We start from the raw sequence: 12,716 nt of genomic DNA, 5'->3' as shown, positions 1-12,716 counted from the left end.
TGGGCATTGCCCACCCTACAAGTTTCATGCAAGAGCAATAAATTAAAGGAATTTACGACCTTTTCTGAGGATTACTCCTCCTAAACCTAAGCTAATTAATCCAAGAATTGCACTCGGTTCTGGAACGGTTTCACGGGGGACAAAATCAGGAACGGATTCCTTGAAAGAATAGAGATAGGTGGGAATTAAATCCAGTCCTTGAGGACAGGAATCTTGAATGGCAACGTCATTAACTGATTGACTCACGAAATCAGTACAGACATTAAATTGAACATTACTACCATTTTGAGTAACACTATAATCACTATCTGTTCCAATCAACAGGGCATAACTGCCATCATTTAATTGAGGCCCAATGGCTAAACCTTCAATTTTTTCGGGAATGATTTGTCCAGCATTGTCTAATGCGGTTTGAATATCCAAAAAGAGAGATTTACTAACAGGAATTATCCCACCAGGTAAGGTATTTGTTCCAGCCAAACTAATCCCACTAACATCCGTTGCTCCTGTAATATCAATGCTATAAATCCGTTTACTACCAACAGGAGTATTAGCAACATCAGCAACAGTAGGCGCATCAACTCCAAGACCTCGATTATCTCGTTCTAGAACTAAAAATTCATGGTTATTAATAGCAATAATGGCACTAATTCCAATATTTCGTCCCTGACTGGTTGCAGGAAAATCATTAGCTGTTCCAGGAATACGATCATTGATATCAACAAGACTTTCCAATTGATAAATATATTGAGCCGTACTATTACCAGTAATAGTATCAAATTCAACAATTCTTAAATTACCACTGTAGCGACCATCATCAGAGGTTCCAGAGGTTCCTTCATTGACTAAAGGATCTTGTAACATGGCTAATAATTTTGTGCCATCGGGACTAATAGCTAATCCTTCAAAACCGCGATTATCCTGACGACCTGTCGTGATTGTACCGCGACCATCTACATAATTAGAAGTAGCACCTTCTTTGGGAATAAGATTATCAGGGGTCATGAATGCGCGTAAAAATGACCCGCTAGAATCAAATTCATAGACAGAGGGGCCATATTCATCAGAGACGTAAAAATTCCCATTAGGAGCCACTACAAAGCCTTCAGGGTCAAAGCTTAAACCAAGAACTGCACTATCACCATTGAGAACTCTAGGATTTAAGCCATCGAAGTTTTGACCATTCTGGGTAAATAGAATCGTATCAAGCAAGTTAAAATTACTAATTGCCCCAGTATTGAGATCAACATCCAAGGTAAATTTTTGCACCCTTGTATCATAAGCAATGGTTCCGCCACCAGGCCCGCGATCGCTTAAGCCATAGTAGACATTGTTAGCTTTATCATAATAAAGATCGGAGAAAAAACCGCCAAGGCGATTACCATTAGGACTATTAGGTTGACCACTTAAATCCGTTGCATTCCCTGGAATCACTATGGTATTTACTAAAGAGTTAGCAAAGGCTGCTGGAATGGTCAAAACAGACAAACTTAAGGTACTGATGAATGCGGAAAGGAAAGTTTTTGTGGATTTCATCATGCTTCAAAAATGCTAAATTTGGCAACTTGATTTTGAGAATTTTAGGGGTTGCTGGGAAAAAAATTACCAGCTTGCTCCGTTATTTTAGGTGAACTTTTGTTTTCTTCTACTAAGAAAACCTAAAATTTCTAAAAGATTATGAGTTTTCTAAAAAGAGTTTCAAAAGCCCATATTAGAGGACGTTTTTTATGATTCGATTAAATTCCTTCTAAGAAATGATTAATCCTCTACTTTTCCCAGATTTATCAAATAAGGCCTTCAGCAATTTATCGTTGAAATGTACGGAGACAGTTCAGTTATACCATTTTCATCAACTTGGACGATGGATGTGGATGTTGTAGGGGTCAACGGCCGTTGACCCCTACGAGAATGTGTCGCTAGACTTTAGATCAAATTGTCTCAGCTTGTCCCTTATTTAATTTTTTGTTTGAGCTTTGAACCAAGTCCTAAAAGTCCAAGGGTTAAGAAGCCAAGCACTGAACCAGGTTCAGGAACTGTTTGTAGTGCTTGAATCTGAGTCTTGGCAGTATGGACTTGATCCACCAATCCAGGAATCCCTGGAATAGCATTACCATAAGCGTCATAACCTTGACCGACGGAATTAAGCAGCACTTCTGACCCATTCCCTTGAAAATAGACGGGAACAGGACGATTGCTATGAGTACCCCAGTCATACTTGACCAAAGAGTCAGCATTAGCGGGATCAGAGCCAGCAGAACCCCAGAAATGACCAGCACTCGCGGGAGTATTATTTGAATAGGTCAAATCATGGGCCCCGACGGTTCGTAACAGTTCAGGAAAATTATCATTGAGGGTGAAATAATGGTCATGGTCGGCTGTAACAATTAATAAGTTCTCCTCCCAACCGCCATTATTAGCAATCCAATCCATTACATAGTCAACAGAATCATTAAAATCGGATACTGCACCAATTAAGTTATCGAGGTTGTTATCATGGGCGGCCCAATCAATATCGCCAGCTTCAACCATCAACCAGAAACCATCAGGATCTTTCTCCAACACCGTTAAAGCTGCTTGGGTTAAGTCTTTGAGGCGAGGATTTTCATCTAACTGACGGGCGATAAATTCCTCGTCGGTTTCTCCAGGTTGGAGAGGGCGCACTGTGTCAGGATTAGGAATACCAGGGGTAATATTGTTAGGATTTCCTGCTTGAGCAGAACTATACAAAGAGAACATATCTAACCCTGTATTTTGGTAAGTTCCATCCGCCGAATTGATGGGTAAGTTCCCGTTTTGTCCTTCTGCCCCATAGAGTCCTAAAAGACGATTACCGAGGTTATTGGGATCGATTAAAGCCGCCGCCGCTAACAGGGTTGCCGTCGCATTGGGGCCACTTTCCAAAAATTGGTAGCCGTAGCGGTTACTATTGGGATTAGCGACAAGGTAGTCGTAGGTGTCTTGGGTGATATAGGTGAAGTCTTGGGGCGGTTCTACATCAGGTTGAAGGGGAAGGGGATTACTCGCAGGATTACCTCCTCCTAATAGCACAGTGGGCTGAAAGATGCGGAGTTCCTGTTGCAGAATGTTATCGAGTAAAGGATAGGGCTGATCGAGTTTATTACGACGGTTGACGTTAGCTGCAGCCGCTCCTGGAGTAGCATGATCGATAGGAACGGAAGTGACCAAACCTGTAGATTTCCCTGCTTCTGAGGCAATCTTTAAGGCAGAATCTAAGGGTTGCTCGTAAATATCAACACCGATGGCACTGTTGTAACTTTTAACCCCTGTGTAGAGGGTAGTTGCCGTATTCGCTGAGTCAGGATAGCTATATTTGATGTATTCTTTGTCAAATCCTGGAGGAATTGCCCCCCCATAATAAGCTGCATCCCAAGGAACAAGTCCACCCCGAATAGGATCATAACCAACGAGATTACCTACTGCATAGGGGTTAGGATTAGAAGCACCTCCAGTGGGGGTTGTACCTGGGTTGAAGGTGGGATCGAAGACAAAACCAGGTAAAACATTACCTTCACCTGTTATGTTATTGCCTTCTATGGCAGAGTTACTCGTGTTAAAGGTTCCATTAGCGGGAGCAATGGTTGTTCCGTAGGTGGTTGATAGGACATAGTTAGAAAGCTCTTGGAAAGCCAATCCTGACCCTTTACCTGATGTGTAAAAATCACTCAGGCTATTGCCCAGATTCCCTGCATTAATTTGTTCCTGAATAGCAGCAGCGCGGGCCATTTCCCAACCCATGCCATCTCCAATCATGATGATGACATTCTTGGTATTGGTTACAGTAGCTGCTTGAGCAATGTTAGGAGTTAGGGAAATAGTTCCTACTAATCCTACTAGACTGAAGGCGATCGCTTTTGAGAAGGTGGAATTGAGGTTAATGTTGAACAAAGAGTTCATTTTGTTTTGCTCCGTAAGTTAATGTGATGGACAAAGTTGGGCTTTAGTTAGACTTGCGGTTTTTTGAGGAGAACAAACCGCCGATACCTAAAGCTAAAATTCCTAAAATGGTTGAAGGCTCAGGCACAGAAGTGGTACTCAGATCTACAAATGCAGAATGATGATCCGAAGCACTATTTAATGAATCAAAAGGACTATTAGGAGTTGGCCAAAATACCTGGGCATCAATAATTGATAAATTCGCTGAAGGTAGCACATAATCGACCCTTAATCCTCCCGTAAAAGCTGCGGTATCATAGGCAGGATTCCCCGTATGGGAAAAATCACGATCAGGATATTCTACGCCCCCTAAACTAGAAGGCGTTTTACTGGTGTTAGTCAGAGGATTATTGAGTAGTTGATTAATCGCCCCTGGTACACTATCCCCATCATTAGGATCAGCATTTTGATCTCCCATAATGATAAATTTTGACCCAGAAGCAATCCCTCCAAAAATCCCATTATCATCATAAATATAACTATTTTGACCTGGGGTAATATAGTCATTCCAAAGACGAATTTCATCAAAGTTTCTTCGTCCATTACGATCTTCTTCTCCATCAAAAACTGGGGGAGTTGGATGACTAGCTAAAACGTGAATAGTTTCACCGTTAACATCAATAGGAAGATCCCAATGACTCTTAGAAGAAAGGGGAAATAGAGCCGCTTCCTCTGGAGTATACCAATCATCAGTGGCATTTCCAGTAATATCAGTTAACAAATTTCCAGGCATATCTAGCCATAAGAAATTTTGAAAAGTACGGGCTTGATCCTCCAAAATATTATATTTTGAATAAACCACCATGCCATATTGTCCAGGGTAATTGCCAAATCCCCAAGCATCTCCCGCATAACCTGGGGTTTCTGGGGTCGTAACAATCACTCCATTGTTATCCAAATCAAATCCCGAAGCAATACCTGTATTAAAGGGATCTGTTGTTGAACCAGGACGCACAAAAAACTCACTAAAATTAATCGGATTTGCGGCTGGATTTCCTGAAATATTTTGCCCGACAGAGAGATAATTTTGCTGAAAAAGAGTAGCTGCTTGAGTGGGAGCAGTGGGATCATAATTAAACTCGTTGAGCAGAATAATATCAGGATTAATGCGTTGAATTACTTCTGCAATTTGACGAGCTTGAATTGCTAGAGGATCGGTATTATATGCCGCATCATCAGGAGCAAGTGAAAGAGCTTGAATCAAAGCATTTTGACTATTTGGACTCAAAGAAGTATTGTAAGTTGCAATGCGAAAATTAGACGCTTGTGCCTGAGAAAAAGGAGAAAATGAGGCTAACAATCCTAATCCCCAAGCAATCAAAGAATGGGTTGAAATTGGTTTCATTTTTAATTACTGGGTTAGTTAACAAGAAAGAGAAATAAATGGGGAGTAAGAGGTCAGAAAAAATACAGCCATTGGCAAGTTTAGGCAATAAGCTGTAGGAGTAATTCATGAATTACTCCTACTCTCTTTCACCAAATTATTGTTTAGAATACTTGCGTTTTATTCCTAAAGCAGACAGTCCAAATAGGGCTAAACCTACTACTGTCCCAGGTTCAGGCACTGCTTGCTGCGCCTGGACAAATTCGGATAATCCTGCTAAATTATCAGTATTGATTAAATCAACATCCGCATCAAAAAGAGGCCCCCAAACACTGGGCGCATCTTGGGGTAAATTCCAAAAACGCAGGATTTTTCCCTCACCATGCACTTGAGCAACAATGCTGTCTAATTTCCCTTGTGTCGCTGCTGGAATTGTACCTATACCATTCCAAGCTGCATCCCCAAAGAAAACATTGTTCCAATTATCACTAATCAGAGGCATAAAACCAGGGGAAATTCCTGTGCCAATATCGCTACTACGTCCATCGTATCCCGCATAGCGCAAAGTCTGGGAAAGCATCAGATCTAGGGGACGGTTGCCTGAAATCAGGACAGTGACTGCCCCTGGAGACACAGTATAGTCATTATCCCCATTTTTGGTATAAGTAGTGAATAATCCGGGGGTAACTGCTGTATACTCAGCCAGAATTTGAGCGAGTCTCGTATAGGTAGAAACCCCTTCACTCTTAATATCAATCAAGAGATTTATTGGTGTACCATCAGCATAAACCCCGCCATTATTATTCTGAATAACTAAATTTTGTAAGGGCGTTAGGTAAAGCTCTTGCAAAGTTGGTAAAGTGCTAGGATCGGCCACGGGATCGTGTGCTACTCGCAAATTCTCATTATCATCAGCATAAAGCCAAATATCCGCCTCAACGCTAATAAAACCGTCACTAAGAGCATCAAAGAGTGGATAGGTATGCTCGTAGTCATTGTGGGAATGGGTATTAGGTACGGAGTAGCTAGAAGGCGCAGGAGGGTTAGGATAAGGATAGGATTGGGCGTTTCCTTGAGAAGCGCAACAACCGACCGCAAAAGTGGCGATCGCAAAAGAACGGCTGAGAAGACTCATTCCAGAATAACGCAACATGGTTAATTAACACTCCTCAACAGCTAACTAAGAGAAGTTTAGGGAAGTTACGTTAAATTCTGTCTATGAAATCAAGAAGATTGGTTTAAATGTGTTTATAAATCTACTAAACGGTAGAAGCGAGGAACGACGGATTCATAAGCTTCCATCGCTTTTGCATCCCAAGTATAGATCAGGATTTCTTCATTAAGAATATGACAGTGATGATGGATTAATTCAAGAACCAAAGCGGGATCAGAGTAATCTTTGTTCACAAATAAAATCCCTGATTCTTCTAATTCATCTCTAGAATAAATGCCAATAATGATTCCAGATTTACGATAATAAATAGTATAAGGAATTTGGCTATTTTCCTGCCAATATTGAATCTCTTTTATCATTTGTTTTATAGAGATTTTATTAATTTGTGTTTTTTTTATATCCATTTTATAACTATTTGCCTAATAAATATCAACAAAATAAAGCCATAACCATAACCATAAAAGTTATGATCTTGCCCGTTACCTGTTTTGTATTATATCCATATCATATCTCATTGATCATCATCAGAACGTGACAAATTATCATTGGTAAACTTATCACTGATTGATTTTCAGTTTCTTACAGGGGAATTTAGTGTAATTTTATCTTTGGGTTTCAGGGTGAATTTTATAAACAAGGAAACTCCTCCCAAAATGAGCCAAATCATTAAAGGAAATGGTCTTGGCAGTCTAAAAACATCAATTTTATACATTTATATTTGCCACTATTGACCGTGAGAAATAATCATTTATAAATTAATTTTACTCAAAAAATCGGGACATTTTTAATCATTAAATTGAACTTAATTACCTAAAATATACTGGAAAAAGTCAATTGTTAATAATTCGATAAGATATATTTCTTTTTTACTATTTTGCTCTTGATTTATTTTTTATTATTTGATATATTCTCCATTGAGTCTTGACTTATTTACATCTATTTTGCTGGCCTTCTGATTAACGTTTTAGACTGAATCAGAACGGTATTGTTCCTAATCTGTCAAACCCTTTTTTATGACTTGTCGTTTGGAAAAGCTTAAGAAATTACTTATTTCTTAAATTCTAACGATCTAATTTTAGTGGAGTTTACTTTGTGGACTTTTTTAAGCATTAGCTTAGTCTTTTGGGTTTGGTAAAAACCTAATACTTTTAAACACTTTAAAGCAAAAAATAGAATTCAGATGCCTAACAAAAGAAGCCGAAAAAAGAATGGGCCAAAGTTTCACTGTCCTCAATGTAATCGTCGATTATGGCGAGTAGGTGGACATAAATATTTTATCTTTTACCAAGGAAAATCAGAAATTCAACATGGATTTGGTCTGACCCCTAAAAAAGCCAGTTTTTTAGCCACACAAAATTCTATTTGGGTTGATCGGGATGTTTGGTTAGAAGAATTTTTTTGCGAAGAGCATGGCAAAATCTGGATGCGTTTATCTCGTTCTGAAGAAGGAAAAATCACCACAAGACTCGCTAGACGGGAAGACTGGGAACGCACAACTTCTACTCCCGATCCAGATACACCAAACTGTTCTGTGAGTGAGTTTACTTACCGGATGAGTCGCCGTAGTCATCCTAATCTTATCAATCGGGTTTATGAATAACTTATGGGCTAGGGTTGATCTTGTTAAAGTCTATTTGAAATCCACTCCCGTTACAGAATCAGCTTAACGGAAGTACATTTCAAGAGCCTTAAGGCGCATCTTGCCATTCAGGGGTTAAGGTTCGATAATCAAACTCTTTGACCCCTGGATGACAGATTAGACAACTTTTATGGGTGATGGGTTCTGTAAATTCAACGCGAGGATGAAGGATCTTAAAATATTGGGATTGTTCAATATAGAAAGGTATCGGAGCATCTTTAATAAGGATAGAACGGGAAGAAGTTTTTAGATAATCCCAGATCAGGACTTGACTCAAGCGGATAAAGTTGGGAATGGAAGTTCCATAATGTTTATTCGGCTTTTCTAAAAGTTCTTGCCAGGTTTCTGTGGGTAACACTTCTGGAGGAATGGGAATATGACATCCTGAACAAGTAGAAACATAAAGCTCTTTACCCACTTCAGTACGAGGACGAGACGAAGTCTGGGATTGAGCTAGTAGGATGGGAGATGTTTCTAAGGCTTGGGTAAAACTCCAACCAATACTGACACACCACAGAGCGATCGCCAATGAAATGACGAAAGACAAGAAATTCCCACGTTTCAAAAGAGACATGAACACTAAACTCTATCAAACCCTTCGATTTGTCTTAATTTTCTTGTTGATTATTGTAGCAATCAGATTAAGGGATTTTTTGATTTTGTTTGTTATGGTGTGGAATTGATGCAAATGGTGATGCAGAATTCAAAATTATTGATTGATAGGGCTTGGCGAGGGGCATTGTACAATCAAAGTGGCGACAATAATCATAAAATAAAATACTTAACCCTAAATTCTAAATTATGTCTGATAATTCTTCTCCAAAAATCTTTCAACGAGTGGTGACGATTGTGTCTGGCTTAGCCTTACTCGCTACAATGACTGTTGCTGGCTTTTCCTTTCGACAACCTTCTTCTGAACAACCTATCGACAGTAATAATCCTACCCTAGATGAACAATTACAGTCTATGGTGCAAGGATATGAAACGGTTTTAAAAAGAGAACCCGATAACCCCACGGCCAAACAAGGGTTAGAACAAGCTTTAAAAACTTTAGTGGCGACGCAAATACAAGGGAAAGACTTAGATAAAGCCATCCCACCCATGGAAAAATTGGTCAAATTAGCCCCAGACAATCAAGAATATCAAAGCGTTCTCAAACAGATGAAACAGGCACAGAATCAGGCATCTGCCCCTTCTCCTAACACCAATCAAGCTCCTGCCAATCCCAATCCTACATCAAGCCCCGAGCCTCTCAACCTGAATCTAATCCCGAATTTTGATTCTCTTAATCCCAATCCCGCGCCGAGTCCCGATCCTCTTAATCGTGATCCGGTAACGAATCCCGATCCCCTTAATTTGAATTCTCAGCCTCAGTCTAATCCAAATCTTTAAGGATAGATACTATCGTTATTGGCTGTAAACAAAAAAGCCCGCAACTGCGGACTTTTTAAGCAGAATTGTTAGACAATTATCGGGGTTTAACCACTAAACGGCGATCAGGTTCTTGTCCGCGACTTTCCGTCTCCAAATCTTCTACATCTTGTAAAAATGTATGAATTTGACGACGCTCTGCCGACGAAAGAGAAGTCATTTCGACCTCTTGCCCAGTTTGACGAACTTGTTGAGCCACCTGTTCTGTCCAAGCTTTCAGTTCTTCATAACGCTTCCAACGATAACCATTTAGTTCAATGGTAAATCCCTGTTGTTGAGAATCATCAACACTTAGATTAATTAAGGTATTGGCCAGATACTGGATAGCATCAATTCCTTCTCCTCTTTCCCCAATCAAAATTGCAATTTGTTCAGGGGTAAATTGAGTGTCATCAATAATTAACCAACACTCATCCGATTCCCCAACTTCACTTTTCCGATATTCAATGGTCACTTCGGCTGGCAACCCCATTAAATCCAAGAGGGTTTCCAACCATTGTTTTCCATGATGTTCTTGTTGCTCCATATTGACAACTTTAACCTACACTTAACTGGCAATTTAAGAGGTTTTCTCTTTTTTCTTGGAACGCTTCTCAAAGGGCAGGGCTTCCTTGACTTTTTCGGCTTTTTCTTGCTGTTCTACTAATTTTTGCAAGTTTTCTGGCAAAGGTTCCCGCATCAAAATAACGGTTTGTAGGGTCTGAAAAATATTTGCTACTACAATATACATCAAGACCCCGGCCGGTAAGGGGAAGAACAAAAACATCCCACTAAAAATCACAGGGGTAATCTTATTAACTGCCTGTTGTTGTTGGGCCCCTCCACCGGATGATCCTGACAATTCTTGGTTGATATAAATGCTCAAACCAAAGAATAACACCATGCCCAGGATATCCCAGTTAATGCTGCCATCTTCACCCACGACTCCAACCTGTCCCAAGGCTTTGATAAAGAGGAATCCGGTATTAGCTGCAAGGCCTGGAATGGTGGCTTGAATAGTGGCATCGCCTGGGGCCAAAGCTTCAACCGTGCCATTTTCATTAATTTTCAGTCTTTCTGAACCTTTTGTGACCTGATAGTTGGGATTAATGGCGTTTTCAGGAGTCTGGGCCACTAATTGGGAAAGAGATTGACCTTCAGCCGTTTGAAATTCAACGTTTGTCTTATCCCCTACTCCTAAGGTATTACCTGCGGGTAATAGGGCTGAAATCGGATAGTGAAGGCCGTCAGTGATGTAAATATTACTCGGTTTGGTGGCAAAGGGTTGAGGGATAACCCGTTCAATTTGTTCTTGGGGAAGAATTTGGACATCAACGGTGTAGTTGATATCAGAAAAGGGCGACCCCCGTAATGTCGCAAATAAGGCAAAGAGAATCGGCATTTGCAGCACTAGGGGTAAGCAACCGGCCAAGGGGTTGCCAAACTCTTGCATCAGTTTCCCCATTTCTTCTTGTTGTTTGGCCGGATCATCCTTATAGCGAGTTTGAATTTCTGCCTGTCGCTCTTTCATTAAAGGTTGAGTAATTCGCATTTTTCGCATATTGCGAATTTGCCCCGCACTGAGTGGGTACAAACCCAAGCGAATGACTAGGGTTAAGGCAATAATTGCAAAACCGTAGCTCGGCACAATCCCGTAGAAAAAATCCAGGATTGGCAGCATAATATTTGTGGAAATAAATCCGACACCAAAGTCCATTCGTCTTAATCCAAGTTATTTCCTTTTAGGTTATTATTTATTGTATGATAAAACCCCAATTATTCATTTTTGGCGTTTTTTTATAGTATTTATGTTCTCATTAAAGGGGTTTCTATTTTTCTGGTTTGAATAACTTCTCTGGTTCAATTTCTTCTCCTCTCCACGTTACCAGTAGTAATTTGAACAGTATTTTAAAAAATCTATTTTTAGGTGAACTGAAGAAGGTTGTCCTTAGATTGTGATATAACTATTAAGACCCAGTAACGGGTAATTTTAGCCTTGATTGAGCTATAATTTCTGCTCCTGCATGGCTTCAAGAGTTCTTATGGGCCGGTTTTCCCTTAGTTACTCTGAATTCACACTTTTACTATCATCAGTTTTTCATGACAACATTGCTTACTCAATCTCAACCGTCAGTCTCACCCCAACTGGATGAAAATATTCGGTTGCGAGATATTCTTAATACGTTACCTGCTGAGGTATTTGTTAAAAATCCTCGTAAAGCTTGGTTTAAAGTGGTTCTTACTGTGTCAATGGTAGCATTAGGATGGGCTGCCATCGCCGTTTCTCCTTGGTATTTATTACCCATTGCCTGGGGGTTTACAGGAACTGCCATGACGGGTTTTTTTGTGATTGGTCATGACTGTGGTCATCGTTCCTTTTCTAATAAAACCTGGGTGAATGATTTAGTTGGTCATGCGGTTTTTTTGCCCCTAATTTATCCTTTTCATGGTTGGCGCATTCTCCACAATTATCATCATAAACATACCAATAAACTTGATGTTGATAACGCCTGGGACCCGTTTACTCCAGAATTTTATGAAAGCTTTTCTTCTTTTGAAAAGTGGGGATATCAGAGGTTACGAGGACGGTTTTGGTGGTTTGCTTCTGTAGTTCATTGGGTAAAAATTCACTTTGACTGGACTAAATTTGAAGGCAAAGAACGGGAACAGATTCGTTTTTCTGCTTTAGTGGTAATTATCCCTGCTGTTATTGCTTTTCCCATTGCTTTTGCTACCCTAGGAGTCTGGGGAGTTGTTAAGTTTTGGTTATTGCCTTGGTTAGTGTTTCATTTTTGGATGAGTACCTTTACTTTGGTTCACCATACTATTCCTAGTATTCCCTTTATCAAAGAAGCGGAATGGAATGAGGCGCAAGCACAGTTATGTGGTACAGTCCATTGTGATTATCCCCGTTGGGTGGAAATTCTCTGTCACGATATTAATGTACATATTCCTCATCATATTTCGACAGGAATTCCGAGCTATAATTTACGCATGGCTCATCAAAGTTTAAAAGAAAACTGGGGACAGTATTTGTGTGAACTGCGCTTTTCTTGGCAGTTAATGGATGAGATTACGACTCAATGTCATCTCTATCATCCTGAAACAAAATATCAGAGTTTCAAACAATATTATCAGAGTAAATAACCTTTCTTTTTCATCGGAAATAGAACTTTAAAGTTTGAAGCGATCGCTTGTTTTATTCAGAGGCGATC

The 12,716-nt window shown here is 40.0% G+C and carries 11 protein-coding genes; 3 read left to right on the top strand and 8 right to left on the bottom strand.

The window, feature by feature from the left end:
• Positions 1 to 42 precede the first annotated feature (42 nt).
• The 5 genes from VB715_RS12265 to VB715_RS12245 form a co-directional block, all read right to left on the bottom strand.
• Complete coding sequence (locus VB715_RS12265) at positions 43 to 1,539, bottom strand: esterase-like activity of phytase family protein (RefSeq protein ID WP_323301498.1); 1,497 nt, start codon at positions 1,537 to 1,539, stop codon at positions 43 to 45.
• Between the two features lie 411 nt (positions 1,540 to 1,950).
• A complete protein-coding gene (locus VB715_RS12260) occupies positions 1,951 to 3,915 on the bottom strand; it encodes an alkaline phosphatase (RefSeq protein ID WP_323301497.1) in 1,965 nt (654 codons plus the stop codon).
• Positions 3,916 to 3,958: 43 nt separating this feature from the next.
• Entirely contained in the window at positions 3,959 to 5,299 is a 1,341-nt protein-coding gene (locus VB715_RS12255) for a PEP-CTERM sorting domain-containing protein (RefSeq protein WP_323301496.1), read from the bottom strand.
• A 136-nt stretch (positions 5,300 to 5,435) separates the two neighbouring features.
• A complete protein-coding gene (locus VB715_RS12250) occupies positions 5,436 to 6,431 on the bottom strand; it encodes a phosphatidylinositol-specific phospholipase C/glycerophosphodiester phosphodiesterase family protein (protein WP_323301495.1) in 996 nt (331 codons plus the stop codon).
• Positions 6,432 to 6,526: 95 nt separating this feature from the next.
• Positions 6,527 to 6,811 (bottom strand): hypothetical protein, encoded by a 285-nt coding sequence (locus VB715_RS12245; RefSeq protein WP_323301494.1) that lies wholly within the window; start codon positions 6,809 to 6,811, stop codon positions 6,527 to 6,529.
• An 821-nt stretch (positions 6,812 to 7,632) separates the two neighbouring features.
• Here VB715_RS12245 and VB715_RS12240 point away from each other — a divergent pair.
• A complete protein-coding gene (locus VB715_RS12240) occupies positions 7,633 to 8,052 on the top strand; it encodes a hypothetical protein (RefSeq protein ID WP_323301493.1) in 420 nt (139 codons plus the stop codon).
• An 88-nt stretch (positions 8,053 to 8,140) separates the two neighbouring features.
• On the opposite strand, the gene VB715_RS12235 is transcribed toward VB715_RS12240, so the two are convergent.
• Positions 8,141 to 8,665: a cytochrome gene (locus tag VB715_RS12235; protein ID WP_323301492.1), complete on the bottom strand. Its 525-nt coding sequence runs from the start codon at positions 8,663 to 8,665 to the stop codon at positions 8,141 to 8,143.
• 227 nt (positions 8,666 to 8,892) lie between these two features.
• Here VB715_RS12235 and VB715_RS12230 point away from each other — a divergent pair, with 227 nt between their 5' ends.
• On the top strand, positions 8,893 to 9,483 hold the full coding sequence (locus VB715_RS12230; protein WP_323301491.1) for a tetratricopeptide repeat protein: 591 nt from the start codon (positions 8,893 to 8,895) through the stop codon (positions 9,481 to 9,483).
• Positions 9,484 to 9,559: 76 nt separating this feature from the next.
• Here the strand turns inward: VB715_RS12230 and VB715_RS12225 are convergent, their stop codons facing one another.
• Both VB715_RS12225 and yidC read right to left on the bottom strand, forming a co-directional pair.
• Entirely contained in the window at positions 9,560 to 10,048 is a 489-nt protein-coding gene (locus VB715_RS12225; protein WP_323301490.1) for a protein jag, read from the bottom strand.
• A gap of 33 nt (positions 10,049 to 10,081) precedes the next feature.
• Positions 10,082 to 11,218 carry a membrane protein insertase YidC gene (yidC, locus tag VB715_RS12220; RefSeq protein ID WP_323301489.1) on the bottom strand — a complete coding sequence of 379 codons (1,137 nt, stop codon included), beginning with the start codon at positions 11,216 to 11,218 and terminating at the stop codon, positions 10,082 to 10,084.
• A 383-nt stretch (positions 11,219 to 11,601) separates the two neighbouring features.
• On the opposite strand from yidC, the gene VB715_RS12215 reads away from it, so the two are divergent.
• The gene (locus VB715_RS12215; protein WP_323301488.1) at positions 11,602 to 12,648 is read left to right on the top strand and encodes a fatty acid desaturase; all 1,047 of its coding nucleotides are present in this window, start codon (positions 11,602 to 11,604) and stop codon (positions 12,646 to 12,648) included.
• Positions 12,649 to 12,716: the final 68 nt, after the last annotated feature.

It is taken from the genome of Crocosphaera sp. UHCC 0190 (assembly GCF_034932065.1).
In the GTDB taxonomy this organism is placed as follows: Bacteria; Cyanobacteriota; Cyanobacteriia; order Cyanobacteriales; family Microcystaceae; genus UHCC-0190.
Note: the sequence above shows the minus strand (reverse complement) of the source record. Positions and strands in the feature narration are given on the sequence as shown.

Excerpts from the sequence above, each read along its gene's own strand:
- VB715_RS12265 (WP_323301498.1), bottom strand. The coding sequence starts at position 1,539 with ATGATGAAATCCACAAAAACTTTCCTTTCCGCATTCATCAGTACCTTA.
- VB715_RS12260 (WP_323301497.1), bottom strand. The coding sequence starts at position 3,915 with ATGAACTCTTTGTTCAACATTAACCTCAATTCCACCTTCTCAAAAGCG.
- VB715_RS12255 (WP_323301496.1), bottom strand. The coding sequence starts at position 5,299 with ATGAAACCAATTTCAACCCATTCTTTGATTGCTTGGGGATTAGGATTG.
- VB715_RS12250 (WP_323301495.1), bottom strand. The coding sequence starts at position 6,431 with ATGTTGCGTTATTCTGGAATGAGTCTTCTCAGCCGTTCTTTTGCGATC.
- VB715_RS12245 (WP_323301494.1), bottom strand. The coding sequence starts at position 6,811 with ATGATAAAAGAGATTCAATATTGGCAGGAAAATAGCCAAATTCCTTAT.
- VB715_RS12240 (WP_323301493.1), top strand. The coding sequence starts at position 7,633 with ATGCCTAACAAAAGAAGCCGAAAAAAGAATGGGCCAAAGTTTCACTGT.
- VB715_RS12235 (WP_323301492.1), bottom strand. The coding sequence starts at position 8,665 with ATGTCTCTTTTGAAACGTGGGAATTTCTTGTCTTTCGTCATTTCATTG.
- VB715_RS12230 (WP_323301491.1), top strand. The coding sequence starts at position 8,893 with ATGTCTGATAATTCTTCTCCAAAAATCTTTCAACGAGTGGTGACGATT.
- VB715_RS12225 (WP_323301490.1), bottom strand. The coding sequence starts at position 10,048 with ATGGAGCAACAAGAACATCATGGAAAACAATGGTTGGAAACCCTCTTG.
- yidC (WP_323301489.1), bottom strand. The coding sequence starts at position 11,218 with ATGGACTTTGGTGTCGGATTTATTTCCACAAATATTATGCTGCCAATC.
- VB715_RS12215 (WP_323301488.1), top strand. The coding sequence starts at position 11,602 with ATGACAACATTGCTTACTCAATCTCAACCGTCAGTCTCACCCCAACTG.